The organism is Pseudomonas sp. NY15354 (assembly GCF_048068075.1).
GTDB lineage: Bacteria > Pseudomonadota > Gammaproteobacteria > Pseudomonadales > Pseudomonadaceae > Aquipseudomonas > Aquipseudomonas guariconensis_C.
The window spans coordinates 24,382-47,525 of sequence record NZ_JBLUPV010000019.1; the positions used below are offsets into that span (position 1 = coordinate 24,382).

25 protein-coding genes are annotated in these 23,144 nt (G+C 63.4%); 18 read left to right on the top strand and 7 right to left on the bottom strand.

All coding sequences use genetic code 11. The annotated features are described in order from the left end of the window. Positions 1-93: 93 nt before the first annotated feature. The 4 genes from ACNFCH_RS17640 to ACNFCH_RS17655 are packed head-to-tail and all read left to right on the top strand — an operon-like array spanning position 94 to position 3,772. Positions 94-1,377, top strand: coding sequence for an MFS transporter (locus ACNFCH_RS17640; protein WP_416743216.1), 1,284 nt, complete (start codon positions 94-96; stop codon positions 1,375-1,377). A gap of 9 nt (positions 1,378-1,386) precedes the next feature. After that, positions 1,387-2,166, top strand: a complete 780-nt coding sequence (locus ACNFCH_RS17645) for a 5-oxoprolinase subunit PxpA (protein WP_416743217.1) — start codon at positions 1,387-1,389, stop codon at positions 2,164-2,166. Further along, on the top strand, positions 2,163-2,858 hold the full coding sequence (gene pxpB / locus ACNFCH_RS17650) for a 5-oxoprolinase subunit PxpB (RefSeq protein WP_337159852.1): 696 nt from the start codon (positions 2,163-2,165) through the stop codon (positions 2,856-2,858). The genes ACNFCH_RS17645 and pxpB overlap by 4 nt, the downstream gene beginning before the upstream one ends. After that, positions 2,855-3,772, top strand: coding sequence for a biotin-dependent carboxyltransferase family protein (locus tag ACNFCH_RS17655; RefSeq protein WP_416743218.1), 918 nt, complete (start codon positions 2,855-2,857; stop codon positions 3,770-3,772). The genes pxpB and ACNFCH_RS17655 overlap by 4 nt, the downstream gene beginning before the upstream one ends. Before the next feature lie 112 nt (positions 3,773-3,884). Here the strand turns inward: ACNFCH_RS17655 and ACNFCH_RS17660 are convergent, their stop codons facing one another. The 3 genes from ACNFCH_RS17660 to ACNFCH_RS17670 all read right to left on the bottom strand — a co-directional run bounded on the left by ACNFCH_RS17660 (position 3,885) and on the right by ACNFCH_RS17670 (position 7,199). After that, on the bottom strand, positions 3,885-5,063 hold the full coding sequence (locus ACNFCH_RS17660; protein ID WP_416743219.1) for a vWA domain-containing protein: 1,179 nt from the start codon (positions 5,061-5,063) through the stop codon (positions 3,885-3,887). Between the two features lie 12 nt (positions 5,064-5,075). Then, positions 5,076-5,921 (bottom strand): AAA family ATPase, encoded by an 846-nt coding sequence (locus tag ACNFCH_RS17665; protein WP_070093267.1) that lies wholly within the window; start codon positions 5,919-5,921, stop codon positions 5,076-5,078. Positions 5,922-6,125: 204 nt separating this feature from the next. Continuing rightward, positions 6,126-7,199 carry a DUF748 domain-containing protein gene (locus tag ACNFCH_RS17670; protein WP_416743220.1) on the bottom strand — a complete coding sequence of 358 codons (1,074 nt, stop codon included), beginning with the start codon at positions 7,197-7,199 and terminating at the stop codon, positions 6,126-6,128. A 133-nt stretch (positions 7,200-7,332) separates the two neighbouring features. Between ACNFCH_RS17670 and cysK the strand changes: the two genes are divergently transcribed. The 3 genes from cysK (at position 7,333) to ACNFCH_RS17685 (ending at position 10,783) form a co-directional block, all read left to right on the top strand. After that, on the top strand, positions 7,333-8,307 hold the full coding sequence (cysK, locus tag ACNFCH_RS17675; RefSeq protein ID WP_337159860.1) for a cysteine synthase A: 975 nt from the start codon (positions 7,333-7,335) through the stop codon (positions 8,305-8,307). Between the two features lie 214 nt (positions 8,308-8,521). Beyond that, positions 8,522-9,457, top strand: coding sequence for an aspartyl/asparaginyl beta-hydroxylase domain-containing protein (locus ACNFCH_RS17680; protein WP_196164740.1), 936 nt, complete (start codon positions 8,522-8,524; stop codon positions 9,455-9,457). Between the two features lie 444 nt (positions 9,458-9,901). Next, complete coding sequence (locus ACNFCH_RS17685) at positions 9,902-10,783, top strand: DMT family transporter (protein ID WP_337159863.1); 882 nt, start codon at positions 9,902-9,904, stop codon at positions 10,781-10,783. Positions 10,784-10,837: 54 nt separating this feature from the next. Here the strand turns inward: ACNFCH_RS17685 and ACNFCH_RS17690 are convergent, their stop codons facing one another. Continuing rightward, positions 10,838-11,755: a DMT family transporter gene (locus ACNFCH_RS17690; protein ID WP_416743221.1), complete on the bottom strand. Its 918-nt coding sequence runs from the start codon at positions 11,753-11,755 to the stop codon at positions 10,838-10,840. 170 nt (positions 11,756-11,925) lie between these two features. Between ACNFCH_RS17690 and aceK the strand changes: the two genes are divergently transcribed. Beyond that, positions 11,926-13,641 carry a bifunctional isocitrate dehydrogenase kinase/phosphatase gene (aceK, locus tag ACNFCH_RS17695; protein WP_337159867.1) on the top strand — a complete coding sequence of 572 codons (1,716 nt, stop codon included), beginning with the start codon at positions 11,926-11,928 and terminating at the stop codon, positions 13,639-13,641. A gap of 83 nt (positions 13,642-13,724) precedes the next feature. Here the strand turns inward: aceK and ACNFCH_RS17700 are convergent, their stop codons facing one another. Further along, complete coding sequence (locus tag ACNFCH_RS17700; RefSeq protein WP_337159869.1) at positions 13,725-14,585, bottom strand: DUF6279 family lipoprotein; 861 nt, start codon at positions 14,583-14,585, stop codon at positions 13,725-13,727. Positions 14,586-14,716: 131 nt separating this feature from the next. On the opposite strand from ACNFCH_RS17700, the gene ACNFCH_RS17705 reads away from it, so the two are divergent. Then, positions 14,717-15,553, top strand: coding sequence for a S1 RNA-binding domain-containing protein (locus ACNFCH_RS17705; protein ID WP_337159871.1), 837 nt, complete (start codon positions 14,717-14,719; stop codon positions 15,551-15,553). Here ACNFCH_RS17705 and ACNFCH_RS17710 read toward each other — a convergent pair whose 3' ends face one another. Continuing rightward, positions 15,554-15,934, bottom strand: a complete 381-nt coding sequence (locus ACNFCH_RS17710; protein WP_337159873.1) for a hypothetical protein — start codon at positions 15,932-15,934, stop codon at positions 15,554-15,556. A 259-nt stretch (positions 15,935-16,193) separates the two neighbouring features. On the opposite strand from ACNFCH_RS17710, the gene ACNFCH_RS17715 reads away from it, so the two are divergent. Together ACNFCH_RS17715 and def are read left to right on the top strand one after the other, a co-directional pair. After that, entirely contained in the window at positions 16,194-17,147 is a 954-nt protein-coding gene (locus ACNFCH_RS17715; RefSeq protein ID WP_337159875.1) for a YihY/virulence factor BrkB family protein, read from the top strand. Next, positions 17,144-17,680, top strand: a complete 537-nt coding sequence (gene def, locus ACNFCH_RS17720; protein ID WP_196164746.1) for a peptide deformylase — start codon at positions 17,144-17,146, stop codon at positions 17,678-17,680. The genes ACNFCH_RS17715 and def overlap by 4 nt, the downstream gene beginning before the upstream one ends. Here the strand turns inward: def and ACNFCH_RS17725 are convergent. Further along, positions 17,635-18,084: a GNAT family N-acetyltransferase gene (locus ACNFCH_RS17725; RefSeq protein WP_337159878.1), complete on the bottom strand. Its 450-nt coding sequence runs from the start codon at positions 18,082-18,084 to the stop codon at positions 17,635-17,637. The two genes, def and ACNFCH_RS17725, sit on opposite strands and share 46 nt — an antisense overlap. A gap of 238 nt (positions 18,085-18,322) precedes the next feature. On the opposite strand from ACNFCH_RS17725, the gene ACNFCH_RS17730 reads away from it, so the two are divergent. The 7 genes from ACNFCH_RS17730 to ACNFCH_RS17760 all read left to right on the top strand — a co-directional run bounded on the left by ACNFCH_RS17730 (position 18,323) and on the right by ACNFCH_RS17760 (position 23,131). Then, positions 18,323-18,583 (top strand): DUF2790 domain-containing protein, encoded by a 261-nt coding sequence (locus ACNFCH_RS17730; RefSeq protein ID WP_337159880.1) that lies wholly within the window; start codon positions 18,323-18,325, stop codon positions 18,581-18,583. Between the two features lie 87 nt (positions 18,584-18,670). Beyond that, the gene (locus ACNFCH_RS17735; protein ID WP_337159882.1) at positions 18,671-19,627 is read left to right on the top strand and encodes a threonine dehydratase; all 957 of its coding nucleotides are present in this window, start codon (positions 18,671-18,673) and stop codon (positions 19,625-19,627) included. A gap of 98 nt (positions 19,628-19,725) precedes the next feature. Then, on the top strand, positions 19,726-20,370 hold the full coding sequence (locus ACNFCH_RS17740; protein ID WP_337159884.1) for a LysE family translocator: 645 nt from the start codon (positions 19,726-19,728) through the stop codon (positions 20,368-20,370). A 193-nt stretch (positions 20,371-20,563) separates the two neighbouring features. After that, positions 20,564-20,986, top strand: a complete 423-nt coding sequence (locus ACNFCH_RS17745; protein WP_196164751.1) for a YybH family protein — start codon at positions 20,564-20,566, stop codon at positions 20,984-20,986. A gap of 49 nt (positions 20,987-21,035) precedes the next feature. Continuing rightward, entirely contained in the window at positions 21,036-21,380 is a 345-nt protein-coding gene (locus ACNFCH_RS17750) for a YciI family protein (RefSeq protein WP_043209307.1), read from the top strand. A gap of 18 nt (positions 21,381-21,398) precedes the next feature. Then, positions 21,399-21,890 carry an SRPBCC family protein gene (locus ACNFCH_RS17755; RefSeq protein WP_337159888.1) on the top strand — a complete coding sequence of 164 codons (492 nt, stop codon included), beginning with the start codon at positions 21,399-21,401 and terminating at the stop codon, positions 21,888-21,890. Then, positions 21,890-23,131 carry an RNA polymerase sigma factor gene (locus ACNFCH_RS17760; protein WP_416743222.1) on the top strand — a complete coding sequence of 414 codons (1,242 nt, stop codon included), beginning with the start codon at positions 21,890-21,892 and terminating at the stop codon, positions 23,129-23,131. The genes ACNFCH_RS17755 and ACNFCH_RS17760 overlap by 1 nt, the downstream gene beginning before the upstream one ends. The last annotated feature ends 13 nt before the right edge of the window (positions 23,132-23,144 follow it).

The window sequence follows — 23,144 nt, forward strand, 5'->3', positions numbered from 1 at the left end:
GTTGGACGCTTGGCGCGCGGCCTCTGAACAATGATGCCCAGGCCGCGACGCAAGACGTCGCCCGTAGAACAATACCAACAAGCCGAGGCAATCATGAACCCAACCGGCGTGCAGCAGGCATCCTCCCGGCCGTCCAGCGGCCCCTTCGCCTGGTACCGCGACATCGACCGCCAGCAACGACGCACCTTCTGGAGCTGCAAGATCGGCTACGGCCTCGATGGCATGGACACCCAGATGCTGAGCTTCGTCATTCCCACGTTGATCCTGATGTGGGGCATCACCACCGCCGAGGCCGGGCTGATCCACACCAGCACGCTGATTGCCTCGGCCTTGGGCGGTTGGATCGCCGGCATTCTCTCTGACCGCATCGGTCGGGTACGCACCCTGCAACTGACCGTACTGTGGTTCGCTTTCTTCACCTTCCTGTGTGGCTTCGCCCAGAGCTACGAGCAATTGCTGATCGCCCGGACCTTGATGGGCTTTGGCTTCGGCGGCGAGTGGACGGCTGGCGCGGTGCTGATCGGCGAGGTGATTCGCGCCCAGGATCGCGGCAAGGCCGTGGGCATGGTGCAATCGGGCTGGGCCATCGGTTGGGGCCTGACGGCGATCCTCTACGCGCTGCTGTTCTCCTTCCTGCCGCCGGAGCAGGCCTGGCGGGCGCTGTTCCTGCTGGGCATCGTGCCTGCGGTGTTCGTGATCTTCGTCCGTCGCCTGGTCAAGGATCCTGAGGTGTACCGCGAAGCCAAGGCGGTGGAGACGGCCCAGGCGCCGTCGCATTTCTACGAGATCTTCGCCCCGGGCATGCTCTGGACCACCCTGCGCGCCTCGCTGCTGACCACCGGCGCCCTGGGCGGTTACTACGCCATCACTTCCTGGCTGCCGACCTTCCTCAAGAACGAGCGAGGCCTGAGCGTGCTGGGCACCGGCGGCTACCTGGCCATGGTCATCTTCGGCTCCTACGTAGGCTATGTGATCAGCGCGTACCTGACCGACCTGCTGGGCCGCAAGAAGAACTTCATTCTGTTCGCCGTCGGCTCGTTCGTCATCGTGCTGCTCTACACCCAGATCCCGGTCAGCGATGGCGTCATGCTGTGGCTGGGCTTCCCGCTGGGGTTCTTCGCTTCGGGCATCTTCAGTGGCATGGGGGCCTTCCTCACCGAGTTGTTCCCCACCCGCATCCGCGGTTCGGGGCAGGGCTTTTGCTACAACGTAGGCCGGGCCATCGCCGCGTTCTTCCCGCTGCTGATCGGCATGCTCAGTCAGAAGGTGCCCTTGGGCCTGGGCATTGGCGGCTTTGCCGCGGTGTCCTACGGCGTGGTGATCCTTGCGGCCCTGAGCCTGCCTGAAACACGCGGCAAAGAACTCCAGGCGCAGTAAGGTAGGCACATGAACAACGACAAGAGAACTCGACCGGTGAAACGCCTGCTACTCAATTGCGACATGGGCGAGAGTTTCGGCAGTTGGCGCATGGGCCTGGACGCCGAGGTGATGCCTTACATCGATTGCGCCAATATCGCCTGTGGCTACCACGCAGGCGACCCGGGCACCATGCGCCGCACCGTGGCCCTGGCACTGGAGCACGGGGTGACCATCGGCGCCCACCCGGCCTATCCGGACCTGGTCGGTTTCGGCCGACGCTCCATGGCCTGCAGCAGCGATGAGATCCGCGACCTGCTGCACTACCAGATCGGCGCCCTGGATGGGATCTGCAAAGTGCTGGGCAGCCGCGTGGCCTACGTCAAGCCCCATGGCGCGCTGTACAACGACATGATGGCCGACCCGCTCAAGCTGCGCGCGGTACTCGAGGCTGTGGCGGCCTATGACCCGGGCTTGCCGGTGATGCTCATGGCCACCGCCGACGACAGCGCTGCACGTGCCCTGGGTGAGGCGATCGGAGTGCCGCTGTGGTTCGAGGCCTTCGCCGACCGGGCCTATACCGCCAGCGGTCACTTGGTCTCCCGGCGCCTGCCCGGCGCGGTGCATCACGACCCGGCCTTGGTGATCGAGCAGGCCCTGCGCCTGGCCCGTGGCGAGGCGTTGGTCGCCGATGACGGCAGCGCGGTGCGTCTGGATGCCAGCACCCTCTGTGTACATGGCGACAACGACAGCTCCGTGGCCGCCGTGCGGCAGATCCGCCAGGCTCTCGACGTTTTGGTGCAGCCATGAATCCACGCATCGAGGTGGTGGCCATCGACAGCCTGATGGTGCGCCTGTTCGACGTCATCGACGAGGCCAACATGCCGTGGATTCTGGCCGCCAGCCAGCGCCTGCGTTCGGCTTTCGGCTCGGGGCTGGTGGACCTGGTCCCGTCCTACACCACGTTGATGGTGCAGTTCGAGCAGGCGCCAGGGCAGGCGCGGGCGCTGATCGGCCAGGCTCTGGCGGGTTTGCAGCCGGATGCGAGCGATGCTGGGCGTCGGCACGAGATCCCGGTGTGGTACCACGCCAGCGTCGGGCCAGAACTGCCGGTGCTGGCCGCCCGCAGCGGCCTGAGCGAAGCCGAGGTGATCCGCCTGCACAGCGAGCGGGAGTATCCGGTGTTCGCCCTCGGCTTCGCGCCGGGGTTCGGTTTCATGGGCCTGGTGGACGAACGCCTGGCCAGCCCGCGGCTGAGTACCCCGCGCAAGCGCGTGGCGGCGGGTAGTGTGGGCATCGCCGAGCGCCAGACCGCTGCCTACCCGGCTGTTTCGCCGGGCGGCTGGAATCTGATTGGGCGCACCCCGGTGCGCTTGTTCGACCACGCACGTGAGGGCTACAGCCTGCTACAGCCGGGTGATCGGGTACGCTTCGTGGCGGTGTCGCACGAGCGATTCATGGCATTGGGCGGCGACGACAGCCCGTTGGAGGCCCAGGCATGAATCGATTGACGATCGAGGCCAGTACCACGCTGTGCCAGTTGCAGGACGCTGGGCGCTTCGGCGTGCGTCACCTGGGGGTGACCCAGGGCGGGGCGCTGGATTGGGTGGCGATGTATTGGGCCAACTGGCTGTTGGGCAATGCCTTGGATGCGCCGGTAGTAGAAGTGACCTTGGGCGGTTTGGGCGTAGTGGCCGACCAGGACTGTACGTTGGCCTTGGCAGGCGCCGACCTGGACGCGCGCCTGGACGACCAGCCCGTGCAGCCGTGGCGCAGTTTCCGCCTCGCCAAGGGCCAGCGGTTGAGCCTGCGTCAACCGCGCCACGGTGCTCGGGCCTACCTCGCGGCGCCTGGCGGTTTTCAGGCCGAAGCGGTGCTGGGCAGTTGCGCGACGGTGGTCCGCGAGGGGTTGGGTGGTGTCGATGGACGAGGTTCGGCGCTCGGCAAAGGCCAGGTGCTGCGGTTCGCCGAGGGCTCGCCGGCCTTGCGTGAGGTGCCAGATTCGCTGCGTCCGGCCTATTTGCACAAGCCGACGCTGGACCTGGTGATGGGCGCACAGATCGGCGCGTTCAGTGGCACCAGCCTGTTCGAAGCGTTCAACCGGGACTGGACCCTGGACAGCCGCGGCGATCGCATGGGCATTCGCCTGTTGGGGCCGCAGTTGGTTTACCAGGGCGGGGCAATGATCTCGGAGGGCATTCCCCTGGGCGCCGTGCAGGTGCCGCCAGATGGGCAGCCAATCGTGCTGCTCAATGACCGGCAGACCATTGGCGGGTATCCGCGGCTTGGGGCGTTGACGCCATTGGCGTTGGCGCAGTTGGCGCAGTGCCTGCCGGGGGTGGGGGTGCGGTTCAGGGCGGTGGTGCAGGACGAGGCCTGGCGGGAGCAGCAGGCGTATCTGCAACGTTGGCGTTGAGGTTTTTGGGGCTGCTGTGCAGCCCTATCGCGGCACCAGGCCGATCCTGCACACGATCCTTGTAGGAGCGGCTTTCTCGCGATAGGGCCGCAAAGCGGCCCCAGGGCATTCGCTACTTGGACAGGTACCGCATCCCGTCTTCCAGCCCCTGCAAGGTCAGCGGATACATCTTGTCTTCGATCAGCTCGCGCACCAGGTGCGTGGAGGCGGTGTAGTCCCAGGCCTGCTTGGGGTACGGATTGATCCAGATGATCTTCCTGAACTTCTCCATGAAGCGCTGCATCCACACGTACCCGGCTTCTTCGTTCCAGTGTTCCACGCTGCCGCCCGGCTGGGTGATCTCATAGGGCGCCATGGCCGCATCGCCGACGAACACCACTTTGTAGTCGTCGCCATACTTGTGCAGCAGGTCGAAGGTGGAGAAACGCTCCGACGTGCGGCGTAGGTTGTTCTTCCACACCGACTCGTAGACGAAGTTGTGGAAGTAGTAGTACTCCATGTGCTTGAACTCGGTCTTGCAGGCCGAGAACAGTTCCTCGCAGACCTTGATGTGGGCGTCCATGGAGCCGCCGATGTCGAACAGCAACAGCAGCTTGACCGTGTTGCGCCGCTCCGGGCGCATCTGGATGTTCAGCAGCCCCGCGTCCCGTGCGGTGTGGTCGATGGTGCCATCGATGTCCAGCTCTTCGGCGGCGCCTTCGCGGGCGAACTTGCGCAGGCGGCGCAGGGCCAGCTTGATGTTGCGCGTGCCCAGTTCGACCTGGTCGTCGAGGTTCTTGTACTCGCGCTGGTCCCAGACCTTGACCGCCTTGCCCTGGCGCTTGCCGGCCTCGCCGACGCGGATGCCTTCAGGGTTGTAGCCGCCGGAGCCGAACGGGCTGGTGCCGCCGGTGCCGATCCATTTATTGCCGCCGGCGTGGCGTCCCTTCTGCTCTTCGAGGCGCTTCTTGAACTCCTCGATCAACTTGTCCAGCCCGCCCAGGGACTGGATCTGCGCACGTTCCTCGTCGCTGAGCGAGCGTTCGAACTCCTTGCGCAGCCAATCTTCGGGGATCAGCGCCTCAAGGTGGCGGTCGAGGTTCTCCAGGCCCTTGAAGTAGGCGGAGAAGGCCCGGTCGAACTTGTCGAAATGCCGCTCGTCCTTTACCAGGATGGCCCGAGCCAGGTAGTAGAACTCGTCCATGTCGGCGAACACCACCCGCTGCTGCAAGGCATTGAGCAGGTCGAGCAGTTCGCGCACCGACACCGGCACCTTGGCCGCGCGCATTTCATTGAACAGGTTGAGCAGCATGGGCGGCTCCTGTCAGCGGTTGCCGCGCCGGCTCATGAAGGCCAGGCGCTCGAGCAACTGCACGTCCTGCTCGTTCTTGACCAGTGCACCGGCCAGCGGCGGGATGGCCTTGGTCGGATCGCGTTCGCGCAGCACGGCTTCGCCGATGTTGTCGGCCATCAGCAGCTTGAGCCAGTCGACCAGCTCGGAGGTGGAAGGCTTTTTCTTGAGGCCTGGCACCTTGCGCACATCGAAGAACACGTCCAGCGCTTCACTGACCAGCGACTGCTTGATGTTAGGGAAGTGCACGTCGACGATGCGCTGCAGGGTGTCGCGGTCGGGGAAGGCGATGTAGTGGAAGAAGCAGCGGCGCAGGAAGGCGTCGGGCAGTTCCTTCTCGTTGTTGGAGGTGATGATGATGATCGGACGCTGCTTGGCCTTGATGGTCTCGTCGATCTCGTAGACGTAGAACTCCATCTTGTCGAGTTCCTGCAGCAGGTCGTTGGGGAACTCGATGTCGGCTTTGTCGATCTCGTCGATCAGCAAAATCACGCGCTCGTCGGCCTCGAAGGCTTCCCAGAGCTTGCCCTTCTTCAGGTAGTTGCGCACGTCGTGGACTTTGTCCACGCCCAGCTGCGAGTCGCGCAGGCGGCTGACCGCGTCGTATTCGTAGAGGCCTTGGTGGGCTTTGGTGGTGGATTTGATGTGCCAGGTGATCAGGCGGGCGCCGAAGGAGGCGGCGAGCTGTTCGGCGAGCATGGTCTTGCCGGTGCCCGGCTCACCCTTGACCAGCAGCGGGCGCTCCAGGGTGATGGCTGCGTTGACCGCCAGCTTCAGGTCGTCTGTGGCGACGTAGTCGCGGGTGCCTTCGAACTTCATGGAACTGATCCTCTGCAGGTGTCATCGAGGGCCTTTTCGCAGGGGAACCCGCACCCACAGGGTTCGATGCGGCCTCTGTGGGTGCGGGTTTGGTCGCGAAAGGGGCGCTACGTGTGTGTCATTGCCAGCGACTATAACGCGGGCCCAGGCGGGTGAAAACGCAGACCGGTCATTCAGTCTCTGAATGGTGCGTCGCGCCCCGGTTCAGTCGGAATCGGGCGGTGGTTGCTCGTAGCGTGCGTTGAATGCCTGGATAAAGCCGTTGCGCAGGATCTGCAGGAACGCCTCGAAAGCGCTGATGTTGCGCTGATGCACGCTGCCGCGCAGCTCCACACGGGTGGCGAACTGGTTCTTGGGCTGGTTCTTTAGCACCGTCTCGCTGGCGCCGACCAGGGCTTCCCAGATCGAACGAAAGAACCCCTTGTCCTTGTCTTCCACATCCTGCTGCCAGTTGAACACATCCACATCCCGTAACAGCGGCTTGATATAGCCATGCAGGCGCCCGTTCTCGGCCTGGGCCTCGATCACCAGATCGCCATGGCCTGCATTGAAGTCGAACTTGCCGTAGGCACTGGCGAAGTCATTGAGCCGACGTAGCTGGATGTCGGTCGCGCGCAGGCGGAACTCGAAATCGTCGAAATCGCTGAACGGGTCGAAGGTGGCGCGGCTTTCCACCCGGGCATCGCCCAGCAGGCGCGCCGTGCCGTCGAAGTGGGCGTCGCGGCGGCCTTTTTCGTCGCGCACGTTGGTCAGGTTGCGGATGTTGGCCTGCAGTTGAGTGGCCTTGAGGTCGACCGGCGGTTTGGAGTTGAAGTTGCGAAAGGTCAGGGTGCCGTTTTCGATGCGCACCTCGTTGAGGGTAATGGGCAGCAGTTTCTCCAGCTGTTGGCGCCAGTCGGTGCCCTGGCCGGTCTGGGAGTTCTGTTTGTTGCCCCCGTCCACGAAATTGAGCTCGGGATGCACGAAGACGACTTCGGCCACCACGGCATGGTCGTACCACAGTGACCGCCAGCTCACCGAGAGATCGATCAGCGGTGCATCAAGAAACGGCACCGGCACCTTGCCGGTGGTCTTGACGATCTTCAGGTCGTTGATCTGGTAAGCCCCGCGCCACCAGGCGAGGTCGACATCGGCGATCTGCCCGCGATAGTCACCCATGTCCGCGAGCCGGTCATTGAGGTAGTTGCGCACCAAATAGGGCAGGGCCAGATGCAGGGCCAGCAACAGCGCGACCAGGCTGGCCAGGCCAATCAGCGGCCAACGATAGCGAGCTTTCATCGAGGGCTCTCCGGGGCGGGTTGTCCGGTTGACCGCCGCGGGCCCGGGGGAGTTCGAACAGGCTTTACTGCCCCTCGGGGCAGGCTTACCCTTGAAGCTTTCCCTGCTCCTTCAAAGTTCAAGGACTCCTGCCATGAGCCGTATCTACGCAGACAACGCCCACTCCATCGGTAACACGCCGCTGGTGCAGATCAACCGCATCGCTCCGCGTGGTGTGACCATCCTGGCCAAGATCGAAGGGCGCAACCCGGGCTATTCGGTCAAGTGCCGGATCGGCGCGAGCATGGTCTGGGACGCCGAGAGCAGCGGCAAGCTCAAGCCGGGCATGACCATCGTCGAGCCCACTTCGGGCAACACCGGTATTGGCCTTGCGTTCGTCGCCGCCGCACGCGGCTACAAGCTGATGCTGACCATGCCGGCCTCCATGAGCCTGGAGCGACGCAAGGTGCTCAAGGCACTGGGCGCCGAGCTGGTGCTGACCGACCCGGCCAAGGGCATGAAGGGCGCGATCGAGAAAGCCAATGAAATCGTCGCCGGCGACCCAGCCACCTACTTCCTGCCTGGGCAGTTCGAGAACCCGGCCAATCCGGCGATCCACGAAAAGACCACCGGCCCCGAAATCTGGAACGACACCGATGGCGCCGTGGACGTGCTGGTGGCAGGCGTCGGCACCGGTGGCACCATTACCGGGGTTTCGCGTTACATCAAGCACACCCAGGGCAAATCGATCCTTTCGGTGGCCGTGGAACCGGTGGCCTCGCCCCTGATCAGCCAGACCCTGGCCGGCGAAGAGCTCAAGCCCAGCCCGCACAAGATCCAGGGCATCGGCGCCGGTTTCGTGCCGAAGAACCTTGACCTGTCCATCGTCGACCAGGTCGAGACCGTCACCGACGACGAGGCCAAGGCCATGGCCCTGAGGCTGATGCAGGAGGAGGGTATCCTCTGCGGTATCTCCTGTGGTGCGGCGATGGCCGCTGCCGTGCGCCTGGCCGAGAAGCCGGAGATGCAGGGCAAGACCCTGGTGGTGATCCTGCCGGACTCGGGCGAGCGTTACCTGTCGAGCATGCTGTTCAGTGACCTGTTCACCGAGCAGGAAAACCAACAGTAAAGCGCTGCCGTGGTGATACCGGGGCCGCGCGGCGGTCCCGTTTTTATGCCGCACCGCTGATCCGGCGCAATGCCGCGGCGCACTCTTTGTTGCACAATCCTGAAAACTGCACTGCGTCCCTGGATGTTTTTACCCGGGGCAGATGGGTTTATGATGGCCGGATGATTTTAGATGGAACAGGCCACGGCCTGGTTTCTTCTCCAAGGAGTGTTGCATGACCTTTTCCTTTGCCGCCAAGGCGGGTGTCCTGCTGGTGTTCTTTGGCAGCGTGCTGTTCGTGCACCTGCGCGGCAAGGCGCGCCTGCCTGTACTGCGCCAGTTCGTTAACCATTCGGCGCTGTTCGCCCCTTATAACAGCCTGATGTACCTGTTTTCCGGCGTGCCGTCCAAGCCGTACCTGGACCGCCAGCGTTTCCCCGAGCTCGATGTGCTCAAGGACAACTGGCAAGAGATTCGCGAAGAGGCCATGCGCCTGTTCGACGAGGGCTACATCCGTGCCGCAGAAAAGGACAACGACGCAGGCTTCGGCTCGTTCTTCAAGAAGGGCTGGAAGCGCTTCTACCTGAAGTGGTACGACAAGCCGCTGCCTTCGGCCGAAATGCTCTGCCCCAAGACCGTCGAGCTGGTCAGCCGCATTCCTAACGTGAAGGGCGCCATGTTTGCCTTGCTGCCCGGCGGCAGCCACCTGAACCCGCACCGCGACCCGTTTGCCGGTTCCCTGCGCTATCACCTGGGCCTGTCCACGCCGAACTCGGACAACTGCCGCATCTACGTCGATGGCCAGCCGTATGCCTGGCGTGACGGTGAGGACGTGATGTTCGACGAGACCTACGTGCACTGGGTGAAGAACGAGACCGACGTGACGCGCGTGATTCTGTTCTGCGACATCGAGCGTCCGCTGAGTAGCCCGCTGATGACCCGTATCAACCGCAAGGTCAGTGCCTTCCTCGGCCGCGCCACCGCGCCGCAGAACACCGATGACGAGCGCGTGGGCGGAATCAACCAGGCCTATGCCTGGAGCAAGCGCTTCAGCAACAAGATCAGCACCCGCGTGAAACAGTTCAAGCGTGCCAACCCCAAGGCCTACCGCATTCTGCGGCCGGTACTGGCGGTGGTGGTGGCGTACCTGCTGTACCGCTGGCTGTTCTGATTCACCTGCCATTTCGCTCCCACAGGTACAGCGCCGCTCTCAAAGGCAGCGGTGGGCCTGTGGGGGCCCGCAGAAAGGGCCTGATCTGCCGATACAAAAGACAGCTATTGCCCGGCCCTGGATTCGCCGTTATATTCCGAAACACTCTCTTCTCCGAAGACCTGATCATGCCTGCCATCCCTTCCCTCACCGCTGTCGTCCTCGCGCCTGTCGCGGGCGTGGTTGTGCGTGGCAGCCAGCAGCCGGCCATGATCAGTCATTACCCACCACCTGTCAGTGGCGTGGTAGGCGGCGTAGCTCCGCCTCCTTGCGCAGTGGTGCTGGGCTGATCGGCCTCTGGCCGCTCCCCATCGCACTCGCAACCTACTGAACACGGTCGGCTACTACCCTCGCTAGCGCGACAGCCCGCCGTTCGGCTCATTTGCCCTATACAGGTGGCAATACATGTCTGTCTTTTCCAAAGCATCCGTGGCCTCGGCGGCCACGACCAGCCTGTTCGTCCTGCTGTGGAGCAGCGGGGCGATCGTCTCCAAGCTCGGCTTGGCCCAGGCCAGCCCCTTCGCCTTCCTACTGCTGCGCTCGGCCTTGGCACTGGCCGGCCTGCTGCTGGTCAGCCCGCTGCTGGGGCTGCGCTGGCCGCGCAGCAGGGGGGCGGTCCTGCGTGCCCTGGGCACTGGCTGCGTGTTGCTGGGCGCCTACCAGATCTTCTATCTGCTGGCGCTGAACACCCACGTCACCCCCGGCATCATGGCCACGGTCATGGGGGTTCAACCGATCCTTACCGTGGTACTGATGGAGCGCCAGCGCTCCTGGAGCCGGCTGTTCGGGCTGAGCCTGGGGCTCGGGGGCCTGGTGATGGTGGTCTACCAGGGCCTCAACCTAGGCGGGGTCTCTCTCACGGGAATGCTGTTCGCCCTGCTGGCGCTGGCCAGCATGACCGTTGGCTCGATCCTGCAAAAGCGCATCACCGATAACCCCATGGGTACCTTGCCGCTGCAGTACCTGGCCGGCTTTGCCTTGTGCGCGGTGTTCGCGCCATTTCAGGCGCTTGAGGTGCAATGGAGTGCGAGCTTCATCGGTGCGCTGGCGTGGATGGGGCTGGTGGTCTCGTTGTTGGCGACCTTGCTGCTGTACCGCCTGATCGCCCGGGGCAACCTGGTCAATGTCACCAGCCTGTTCTACTTGGTGCCGGCAGTGACTGCCGTGATGGACTTCCTGATCTTCGGCAATCGGCTGGCGCCGCTGAGCCTGCTGGGGATGGGCTTGATCGTCGTCGGGTTGTTGTTCGTGTTCCGCAAGCCTGGGTTGCGCACGGCTGAAGCCTGATGCATCGAAGGGCCGCTTTGCGGCCCTTTTTCTGGAGATGGCGCTATACGCCATTCACCTGTGCGGGCGGGCTTGGCTCGCGACCCCAGCAGGAGCCTGTTTCTTAGCCGGGCGTAGCACCAGCCACAAGGCCACGCCGATCAGCATCCCACCATACAGGTGCGCCATCGACAGCGGCTCATCCAGCAACCAGGCGCCCCACAGCACGCCGAACACCGGAATCAGAAAAGTCACGGTACTGGCCTTGACCGGCCCGATCTCGGCCAGCAGCCGGAAGTACAGGATGTAGGCGAACGCTGTGCACAGCAGGCCTAGGCCCAGCAACGACAGCCACACCGACCACCCCCCCCAGCTGGCCGGTGGCTGGGTGAGGGCGCTCCAGGCGAATACCGGGGTCAGCAGCAAGGTCGCGCCGAGCATGCTGCCCAAGGCCGACAACCGGCTGTCCAGCTCGCTGACCCAACGCCGCGCAAGGAACCCGGCAAAGCCATAGCAGGTAGTCGCGGCCAGGCAGGCCAGGGCGCCTTGCAGCAAGGCAAGATCCAGTGCCACCGGCCCGGCGCCGCTGAGGATGCCGACCCCGAACAGCCCCAAGAAAATGCCGCACAGCTTGGCCAGGGTCATGGGTTCGCGGAAGAACAGCACGCCGATCAGTACGCCCATCAGCGGTGTGGTGGCGTTGAAGATGGCCGAGTAGCCAGCGGGCAGTACCTGCGCCGCCACTGAATAGAAGGTGGCCGGGATTGCGGAGTTGATCATCCCCAGTACCAGGCAGGCGCCCAGCTTGCCGTTGAAGTCCCAGCGCACCCGCGCCGCGGCGAGAATGACGATCAGGCCCAGGCAGGCGATCGAGACGCGAAAGAACGCTGTCGGCACCGTGCCGAGTTCCGGCGCGATGATGCGCATGAACAGGAAGCTCGCCCCCCAGACGGCGGCAAGGGTCAGCAGACGGGCAAGGGCGATGGGGCTCACAGCGGTCTCCAGCAATCGGCAAGGGCGCGAGTGTACGCCATCGAATGTGCGTGGTTCTTGTCCTTTCTTGCTGTGTGAATTGGCCCTGGGACGGATTTGCCGCGAAAAGGGTACGACAAAAGCAGGTGCAACTAAGCTTGCGTGTTGAACCCCAGCATGGAGTCCCTTGCATGTCCCAGTCCTGGCCGGCGGCCGAGATCGCCCGGATGATCCTCGATGGCTTCGACGATTACCGCGAACACTTCCGGTGCATCACCCTGGGGGCGCGGGAGCGTTTCGAGCAGGCGCTGTGGCAACAGATCCAGCAGGCTGCGGCGGCACGCATCAATCTCTATGAAGAAAAGGTTGTCGAGGTCAATGGCTGGCTGCGCGATGGCTTTGCCGAGGCGGTGCTGCTGGATGTGGAGCAATGGCCACTGGTGAAGAGCGCCTACATCCGCCTGATCGACCCGCGCCTGGACGATGAGCTGTCCGAGACGTGGTACAACTCGATTTTCTGTAGCCTGTTCAGTCATGACCTGATCAGCGATGGCTGCATGTTCATCCACACCACCCGGCCATCGATGCGCGGGCATGAGCGGGCAGCGCAGACCCGCACCTACCAGCCTGAGGGCAGCGTCCGCAGCCTGTTGCGGGCGATCTTTGCCGATTACTCGTTCAGCGTGCCTTACGGCGACCTGGACGCTGATGTGGCACGTCTGGAGCAGCAGCTGCGCGAAAGCTTGCCGGATTGGGTCTGCAAGGACCCCGCGCTGGCCGTCGAGTTGTTCTCGCCCGTGCTCTACCGCAACAAGGGCGCCTACCTGGTGGGCCGGCTGTACACACCGGACGAGCAGTGGCCGTTGGTGATCCCGCTGCTGCACCGTGAAGGACATGGGATCGAGGCGGATGCGGTGATCACCGACGAGGCCGAGGTGTCGATCATCTTCTCCTTCACTCGCTCGTATTTCATGGTCGATGTGCCTGTGCCGGCGGAGTTCGTCAATTTTCTCAAGCGCATCCTGCCGGGCAAGCACATCGCCGAGCTGTACACCTCGATCGGCTTCTACAAGCACGGCAAATCGGAGTTCTACCGCGCCCTGATCAACCACCTGGCCAGCACCGAGGATCGCTTCGTCATGGCGCCAGGGGTACGTGGCATGGTGATGAGCGTGTTCACCCTGACCGGTTTCAATACCGTGTTCAAGATCATCAAGGACCGCTTCTCGCCCTCCAAGACCGTGGACAGAGCCACGGTGATCGACAAGTACCGTCTGGTCAAAAGCGTCGACCGGGTCGGGCGCATGGCCGATACCCAGGAGTTCGCCGATTTTCGTTTCCCCAAGGCCAAGTTCGAGCCGCAGTGCCTGGCCGAGCTGCTGGAGGTGGCGCCCTCGACCGTGAAGCTCGAAGGCGACACGGTGTTGATCCGACATTGCTGGACCGAGCGGCGCATGACTCCGCTCAATCTCTATCTTGAACAGGCCAGCGAAGCCCAGGTGCTCGAAGCGCTGGAGGACTATGGCCTGGCCATCAAGCAACTGGCGGCGGCGAACATTTTTCCCGGTGACATGCTGCTCAAGAACTTTGGCGTCACCCGCCATGGTCGGGTGGTCTTCTATGACTACGACGAGATCAGCTTCCTGACCGAGGTGAACTTCAGGCACATCCCGCCACCGCGATACCCGGAAGACGAGATGTCCGGTGAGCCGTGGTATTCGATCGGGCCGCACGATGTGTTTCCGGAGGAGTTTCCGCCGTTTTTGTTCGCCGATATCGGCCAGCGACGGCTGTTCAGCCGGTTGCATGGCGAGCTGTATGACGCCGATTACTGGAAGGGACTGCAGGCGACGATTCGTGAGGGGAAGGTCATCGATGTGTTTCCGTATCGGCGCAAGGTGCGGTGAGCGTTCGCGGCTGCTTTGCTGCCCATCGCAGGCCTGTCACCAGCCTACGCCCTGATGTGGAAGCAGGCGGCAGTGCAAAGGCGCTACCCCTTCATGCACTTGAGTTCGCTGAAGTCATTGCGCACCTTGGTTAGCCGCTCCTGAAGAAACTGGCGCTGCCCCGGTGTGCTCTGCTTCATCAGGTCCACCAGCAGGCTACGGGCCTGTTGCTCGGAGTTCTGAAAGGCAATGCGGTATTCCGGGCTCCACAGGCTTTCCTTGCGTTGCAGCAACTGCGCGATGCGGGGCTCGAAGGCGGGCGTGTCGCGCTGTGCCATGACCAGCATCAGCTGCTTTTGCCAGTGGGCGCGGTTGGCGATCCATTGGCGATTCTGGTCTCCCAAGGCCTGGGACCAGGTCAGCACGCGCAGGCGTTGAGGCGCGTTGAGTTCGCCCAGCCACGGCTCGAGGCGTTTTTCCATGCGTTTGGCACGATCGTTGATCTGCTTGGGCAGCGGCGTTTCGACATAGTTGGCCTGGCGCTCGCGGATGTCATCTCGAAAGGCTTGGCGCATTTGCGACACCTGCTCGTCGCTCATATCGCGCAGCAGTTCCGTGGCGGAGGGGGTGATCGCCTCGGCGACCCGGCCGACGGCCTGGCGGGCCTCAGCGGTGCGCTGGCGCAGCGCCTGGTCGGTGACTTGGTCGGTCATGATCATCTGACGGATCTGGTCGAGCCACTCCAGGTAGCCGGGCAGTTGCGTTCGGCAATGCCAGGCCAAGTGCTGCTTGAGACGTTCGTCGAGCCAGGTTTTCTGCTGGCGGTTCATGTTCAGGTAATCGTTCAGGGACCAGGGCACCAGCACGTCGAGGTTGCGGTAGGCCAGGTCGATGCGGCTGCAGGCGGCCACGGCCAGGGTCAGGCACAGGACGAGGATGAACAGGGGACGTAGGGTGACGGGCATGGGCGGATCCTTGCTGGAGCTTGCCAGGCAGTAGACGCAAGGGAGGCTCCGTCGGTTCCTGGTTATGGACGGCCAGGCGGCGAAGGCTGTTCAGGTGTAGAATAGCCGCCTTGTCTTGAGGATCTTCGTAAATGGCTTTGCTTGGGCGTTACAACAGTTTGCAAATCGTGAAATACACGGACTTCGGCCTGTACCTGGATGGCGGTGCGGACGGCGAGATCCTGCTGCCCAAGCGCTATATCCCCAAGGACGTCGACGCCGAGATCGACGACTGGCTCAACGTGTTCATCTACCTCGACAGCGAGGACCAGCTGATCGCCACCACCGAAAAGCCCAAGGTGCAGGTCGGTGAGTTCGCCAGCCTCAAGGTCAAGGACATCAACGGCGCGGGCATCTTCCTCGACTGGGGGCTGTCCAAGGACCTGCTTATGCCTTATTCGGAGGAGTCGCGTCCGCTGAAGGTGGGCGAGTATTGCGTGGTGCACGTCTACCTGGACAAGCGCACCCGTCGCATCACCGCCACCGCGCGCCTTGACCGCTACCTGGACCGCACCCCGGCCGACTACCAGGCCGGCCAGCCGGTGGAACTGCTCGTGGCCGGGCAGACGCCCATGGGCTTCAAGGCGATCATCAACAACCGCCATTGGGGCTTGATCCACAAGAACGAAGTGTTCAAGTTCCTGCGTTCGGGCATGCACGAGAAGGGCTACATCAAGGAAGTGCGCCACGACGGCAAGATCGCCCTGAGCCTGCAGCCGGTGGGCAAGGTCCTGGTCGACAGCCTGCCCGAGCAGATCATGGCGCGCCTGGAGGCGGCCGGTGGGATGCTCGAGGTGTGCGACAAGAGCGACCCTGAAGTCATCAGCCGACTGTTCAATGTCAGCAAGGGCAACTTCAAGAAAGCAATCGGCGCCCTCTACAAGCAGGGTCGCATCGTCATCCTTGACGATCGCATCGAACGGGCCTGATCAGGCCTGCAGGAAGGGCGTGAAGTCCAGTTGCTCGCCACTTGGGCGGGTGTCGCGCAGCAGCGAGTCGCGGTCGGCGCTCAGGGCCAGGCTGATGGTCGAGCGCCGTTTGCCTGGATGACGGATTTCCATCTGCTCCTGATGCGCGCGCAGGAAGTTGGTCGGCACCTTCAGATGCTGGAGCTCATCGGTCTCGGGAGTGTGCAGCAGCAGGTTGACCCAGTCGGGCTGGCCTTTGCGCAACAGCGCTGTCGGCACATCGAACCACCACAGATTGCGTTTGCGGTCCAGGATCGCGAGCAGGGTGTTGTCGCGGTTGAGCACCGGCCGCTCCAGCGCTTGGTTGCGGCGGGCGATGGCGGTGGGTTTGTCGAGTTTCATGCAGGTTCCTGCGGGTTGACGCGAGATAAGGCCTGGTATTGTGCGGGGCCGGCTGCGGGCAAACAAGCCTGGGGATCGGTTCGCTGGGCCGAAAGAGCAGGGCGGTGAGGGCGGACGGCCCGCTGTAGCTGTTTTCTTTTATTTGCCTGGCGTTGAGCTGCAACGTGTCCGGTGTGGTCTATTAGACTTGCATCATTGAATGGGCCTGCCCGGTTGGCCGGCCGTCATCCGACACGATCCTGCAGCGAAAGGAGACGCTATGTTTTTCCCCAACCTGCGCGGTTTGCCCCTGCACCGCGTGCTGGTGCGCACCGTCCGCGAATTTCTCGATGACGAGATGTCCACCTATGCGTCCGCGCTGGCCTACCAGATGCTGTTTTCGCTGTTTCCCTTCTTGTTGTTCCTCATCGCCTTGATCGGTTTCCTGCACCTGCCGGACTTCTTCTCCTGGCTGCGCCTGCAGTCGGAGCTGGTGCTGCCGCCCCAGGCCCTGGAGCAGGTCAACCCGGTGATCGATCAGTTGCAGCAGTCCAAAGGGGGGCTGCTTTCGGTGGGTATCGTCATCGCCCTGTGGACGGCCTCGGCCGGCGTGCGCCTGATGATGAGCGCAATGAACGCCGCTTACGACGTCCCCGAAGGCCGGCCGGTCTGGAAGCGCCTCCCACTGTCGGTGATCTACACCATCGGCATCGCCGGCATGCTCTTGGCCGCGGCTGCGCTGATGGTGCTGGGGCCGCAGGTCATGGAGTGGATCGCCGCCCAGGTGGGCATGCAGGAGGTGATCGTCACGGTCTGGACCATCCTGCGCTGGCCGGCGATCATCATTCTGATGATGGTGGCGGTGGCGCTGATCTACTACGTCATGCCCGACGTGAAGCAAGAGTTTCGCTTCATCACCCCCGGCTCGGTGCTGGCGGTGGTGGTGTGGATCATCGCCTCGCTGGCCTTCGGTTACTATGTGAAGACCTTCGCCGACTACAACGCCATGTACGGCAGTATCGGGGCAATCATTGTCTTGCTGTTGTACTTCTACATTTCCGCCGCTGTGCTGTTGCTCGGCGCCGAGATGAACGCGGTGATCGAACACATGTCGGCCGAAGGCAAGAACCCTGGCGAGAAGGAAGCCGCAGGTCATACCTCCAAGGAGACATTGACCGTGCTCGGCCATGAACATCCTGTCGAGCCCCAGCCGAGTGAGCCGAACCCCCGATGATCCGTGACATCCTCAAGATGGGCGACGAACGCTTGTTGCGCATCGCCCCGCCCGTACCGGCGGACCTGATCGGCAGCGAGCAGTTGCAAGCGCTGATCGACGACATGTTCCAGACCATGCGCCACGTGGGCGGCGTGGGCCTGGCCGCGCCGCAGATCGGCGTCGACCTGCAACTGGTGATCTTCGGTTTCGAGCGCAGCGAGCGCTACCCGGACGCCGAACCCGTACCACAGACCATTTTGCTCAACCCGGTGATCACGCCCTTGTCCCCGGAGGTCGAGGACGGCTGGGAGGGCTGCCTGTCGGTCCCAGGGCTACGAGGTGTCGTGCCGCGCTTCAAGCACATCCGCTACGAGGGCATCGACCCCCAGGGCAATCCAATCAACCGCTTCGCCGACGGCTTCCATGCCCGGGTGGTGCAGCATGAATGCGACCACCTGATCGGCCGGCTGTACCCCTCGCGCATTCAGGATTTCAGCAAGTTCGGCTACACCGAGGTGCTGTTCCCAGGGCTTGATGCGCCCGACGACTGACCGCGCACCATCGCCACCAGGCGCTTGCTGCGCTGATAGCGCGCCAGCCGTGAAGCCAGGGCCTCGGGCAGCGTGCTCGTCAGGGTGAAGGCCTGGCGCTGGTAGAAAGCCTCCAACTCAGGGTGACAGAACAACCACGTCGGCCCACAGGCGGTTTGCAAGGCCGCCTCGATCAACTGCGATGCGACCTGCTGGCCACGCCATTGTGGCGCAACGAACAGGCCCGTGAGCCAGCGCCCTTCGGCCACAGGGCTCAGGCTCATGCCCGCGACGATGCCTCCTGCCCGTGCCACCCACCATTGGCCATCGCCCGCGGCGCGCATGCGAGTGCCATGCTGGCGGTAGAAGTGATCGAGCAGCTTGCGTTCGAGGCTGCCCAAGGGGCTGCAATGGAGCGGATTCATGGTCGTGGGCATAGGCGTGGGGGAGGGGCTTTTTCGCAGATTGTTGCAGCGTGCGCAAGAGTGATTGTCCGAGTTCGGGGTTCAACTATTTCAGGCGGGGAGTAGACTTTCAAACATCCCCCGGCAGTACGAAGCGGGATCGGTACTTCGTGTCATCTTCGCAGTCGATGACAACTTCTCCGCGCCATTCACGGCATATGAAGTCAATCGAGTTGATTGCTTTTAAGGCCAACCTCTCATGAAAGCTTTACTGATTCTCGCACTGGTCGGTATGTCCTCGTTCGCCTTCGCCGATGAGGTCAAGACCGCCGCCACCACCCAACCTGCGGTCGAGCAGTACGACTATTCCACCAACCTGGATATCAAGCGGGTGATCAGCCTGTCGACCATTCCCAACGTCTGCGAAGTGGTGCCTGCCACCATGACCTACGAAGACCATCAGGGGCAGGTGCACACCATCCAGTATCGCGCCATGGGTGAGGGCTGCAGCCAGGGCTGAGACGGTCGATGGACAGATAAGGTTTACCTGGGCATCAGGTCGGGCTTAGGATCGGATCGACCTTTCTTTGATTAAGGATGATCGTCCATGTTCGACCTGCCCGCCCTGCGTGAAGCCGCCGATTTCGTCCACCAGCACGTTCCTGCTACCGCGCAGCATGCCTGGCCCTTACTGGCTGAGCGGTTGGGCTGCAAGGTGTGGGTCAAGCATGAGAACCACGCGCCGACCGGTGCCTTCAAGGTGCGTGGCGGGTTGGTCTATGTCCGTTCGCTGTTGGCCACTGGCAAGCCTGTGCGCGGGCTGGTCACCGCCACCCGGGGCAACCATGGCCAGAGCATGGCCCTGGCGGCGCGTCAGGCCGGCGTGCCGTTGGTGATCGTGGTGCCGGAAGGCAACTCGCGAGAAAAGAACGCCGCCATGCGTGCCCTGGGTGCCGAGCTGGTGGAGCATGGGGTCGATTTCGACGTGGCCCGAGAAGAAGCGGCCAGGCTTGCCGAGTCGTTGGGTTACGCCATGGTGCCTTCGTTCCACCCGGAACTGGTACGCGGTGTGGCGACCTATGCACTGGAGCTGTTCGATGCCGTGGCCGACCTCGATTGCGTCTATGTGCCGATCGGCATGGGTTCTGGGATCTGTGGGTTGATCCAGGCACGCAATCTGCTGGGCTTGAAGACACAGATTGTCGGCGTGGTTTCCAGCGCCGCCGATGCCTATGCCCAGAGCTTCGAGCAGGGGCGGATCGTCACCACCGAGACCGCCGACACCTTCGCCGATGGCATGGCCTGCCGAGTCCCGCATCCCGATGCTTTCGCCCTGGTCCGCGAACACGCCGCACGCATCGTGCGCGTCACCGACGACGAAGTCGCCCACGCCATGCGCCTTTACCATGAAGCCACTCACAATACCGCCGAAGGCGCCGGCGCGGCCGCCCTGGCGGCGTTGATGCAGGAGCGCGCGCTTCAGGCCGGCAAGCGTGTGGCGGTGGTACTCAGCGGGGCGAACATCGACCGTGAGCGCTATGCGCGGGTGTTACTCGATGCTTGAGGGTATTCAGGCGAGGTTTCGTGCGCGAAAGATCTGAACAAGCCATGACGCGCTCAGGCACAATCGCCTTCCCCTGAACCTGCATGACCGAGTCTCCCATGCCTTTTTCGAATGGATTCCTCCTCAGCCTGTCACTGTGCCTGGACATCGGTGTCGCCAACATCGCCATGATCACCCTGGCCATGCAACGCGGTTTCATGCAAGGCGTGTGGCTGGGGCTGGGGACGTGCGTGGGCGATCTGATCTACGCCATCGCCGCGCTGGCGGGCATGACCGTGTTGCTGCAGTTCGAAGCGGTGCGCTGGACGCTGTGGCTGGGGGGCTCGGCCCTGCTGGCGTGGTTCGCGCTGAAGATGTTGCTGGCGGCCTGGCGCGGCGGGCATCTGGAGGCCAGTGGGCAGGCGGTGGTGGAGCCGGCCTGGCGCGAGTTTTTGCGCGGGATGTTCTTGGCTATGTCTTCGCCCAGCGCGATCTTGTGGTTCGCCGCGGTGGGCGGGGTGCTGATTTCACGCTCCGGTGCCGGCGGGCTGCTAGAGGCCGGCCTGTTCCTGGGAGGCTTCTTTGCCGCCGGGGTGGTCTGGTGCCTCGGCCTGTGCGCTATCGCCAGCCATGGCGGGCGTTTGCTGGGGGACCGATTGCTGACGTGGTCGTACCTGCTGTCGGCGGCGATCTTCTGCTACTTTGCCGGGTATGTGGTTCTTTCGGGATATCGTGAGTTCATCCTTGCAAGCCCGGCGTTGTGATTTATCAGCGCTGTGATTTGCCCTCCACATCTGGCAGCTGATCCGCAAAGCAGCAGTAGGATTCTGGGAGCGTATTTGCGGCTTTGATTTTTTTCTCCTCCCCTGTCGATTTCCCCGATCACCGTTCGACCAGTCATGAAGGCGCCGGATTCAGACGGCGCCGCCCACTGATGACCGATCGGAGGAAAACCCGATGAATACCGCCCAAACCGAAATCAGCCAGTTGATCGAACGTTGGATGCAGGCCGTGCGTGATCGCGACCTGGATGCGATCTGCGCGCCCTATGCCGACGACATCGTGGCATTCGATGCCATCAAGGCGTTGCAATTCAAAGGCAAGGCCGCCTACCGGGCGCACTGGGAGATGTGCATGAGTTTCTGCACAGGGCCCATGGTCTTCGAACAGGCACAACTGACCGTGCATGCAGACGGCGACCTGGGCTTGGCCCATTGGCTCAACCGCTGTGGTCCTTCCGATGACGAGAGCCAGTGTGGCTTCATCCGCGCGACAGTGGGCTATCGTCGTAGGGGTGGACAATGGCAGGTCATACATGAGCACTGGTCGGCACCGTTCGACATGGAAACCCAGAAAGCCCTGTTCAACCTCCAGCCTTGAACCTGCCGCTCATCGGCAACCGCACCTTTGCGCCGCATTGGAGACGACCATGAAATACCTGTGCCTGGTCTATTGTGACGAGGGGCTGCTGCATAGCCTGCCCGACAGCCCTGAAGATGCCGAATGCATGGCCTACGCCGAGTCGCTGCAGGGGGCCGGCCGAATGCTCGCAGCCGAGGCGCTCAAGCCTGTGCAGACTGCCACGACGGTACGCGTGCGGGGTGGCCGCATGAGCCTGACCGACGGCCCATTTGCCGAGACCAAGGAGCAATTGGCAGGCTTTTACCTGGTCGATGCGCGCGACCTGAACGAGGCACTGAACATCGCCAAGGGCATCCCGGCGGCGCGGGTCGGTAGCGTCGAAGTAAGACCTGTACGTGAGCTGCAACCCTGACAACGGAGAATGACCAGCATGAGCCTTGCACAACCCGGCCCGCCTCAGTCGCCACACGAGTTGTCCATCACGCGCTTGATCGACGCCCCCGCGGCCAAGGTGTTTCGCGCCTGGACCGAGCCACAGTGGTTGACGCAGTGGTGGGGGCCCCATGGCATGACCACCCCTGAATGCGAGTTGCAACTCTGGGTGGGAGGCCTGTTCCGTACCCTGATGCGGGCCCCCGATGGTGCCGAGTACCCCAATCAGGGGGTGTTCCTGGAGATCGTCGCGCCGCGGCGGTTGGTGTTTACCGATGCGTTCGGGCCTGGCTGGGTGCCTTCGGACAAAGCATTCATGACGGCAGTGATGACCTTCGATGAAGAACAGGGCAAGACCCGCTACACCGCGCGTGCCCTGCATTGGAGCGCCGCCGACTGCCGGGCCCATGAGGAAATGGGCTTCTACCAGGGCTGGGGCGAAAGCCTGGACCGGCTGGTAGAGGTGGTGACTCAGCGGATGCCGGACTGATGCTCGATGCCCAGCAGGTGCGCCGGGAGGTCGAGGCGGTCTATCGGCGGGATTCCCGGCGTATCCTGGCGACCCTGATTCGCCTGCTGGGCGACTTCGATCTTGCCGAAGAGGCGCTGCACGATGCGTTTTTCATTGCCGTAGAGCGTTGGCAGCGCGATGGCATCCCGGACAATCCGCGAGCTTGGCTGGTGTCTGCGGGCCGCTTCAAGGCCATCGACGCTTTGCGCAGGCGTGCCCGCTTCGACCGCTCCCAGGCGGATCTGGTCATGTTGCTCGAGAATGAAGGCCGGGGCCCCGAGGAGGAGGAAGACCTGGTGGATGACCGCCTGCGGCTGATCTTCACCTGCTGCCACCCGGCTCTCTCGGCCGATGCCCAGGTACCGCTGACCTTGCGTGAAGTCTGCGACCTGACCACCGAGCAGATCGCCCGTGCCTTTCTGCAGAGCCCGGCGACCATTGCCCAGCGCATCGTGCGCGCCAAGGCCAAGATCCGCGATGCGCGCATTCCCTATCAGGTCCCCGCGCTGGCTGAGTTGGCGGAGCGCCTGGAAAGTGTCCTGCGGGTGGTGTACCTGGTGTTCAACGAAGGGTATTCAGCTTCCACGGGTAATGATGTGGTGCAGCGCGAGCTGTGTGACGAGGCGATCCGATTGGGGCGCCTGCTCGCCCAACTGCTGCCGGATGCCGAGGTGCTCGGGCTGTTGGCGTTGATGCTGCTGCAGGCCTCGCGTTTGCGGGCGCGCAGCGATGCGGCGGGGGAGTTGGTGGTACTGGACCGTCAGGACCGCAGCCTGTGGGACCGTTCGCAGATCGCTGAAGGCTGCCAACTGGTACAGCAGGCGCTGCGCAGCCGGCAGTTCGGTGCCTACAGCGTGCAGGCCGCCATTGCCGCGGTGCATGCCGAAGCCTCAAGTGCCGAGCAGACGGACTGGCAGGAGATCGTAGGCTTGTACGATGTATTGCAACGGCACTGGCCGTCACCGGTGGTGGAGCTGAACCGGGCTGCGGCGTTGGCCAAGCGTGACGGACCGAGGGCGGGGCTGGTGGCGATCGAGGCGATTTTGCGGCGTGGCGAGCTGCTCGATTATCACCTGGCGCATGCTGCCCGGGCGGAGCTGCATCGTCAGTTGGGCCAGGACGAACAGGCCCGCAAAGCCTGGCAGCAGGCGCTGGCGCTTACCCAGCAAGGGCCGGAGAGACGGCACATCGAGCGGTGCCTGCAAGAGTTGAATCGATAGGCAGCGCTGGCGC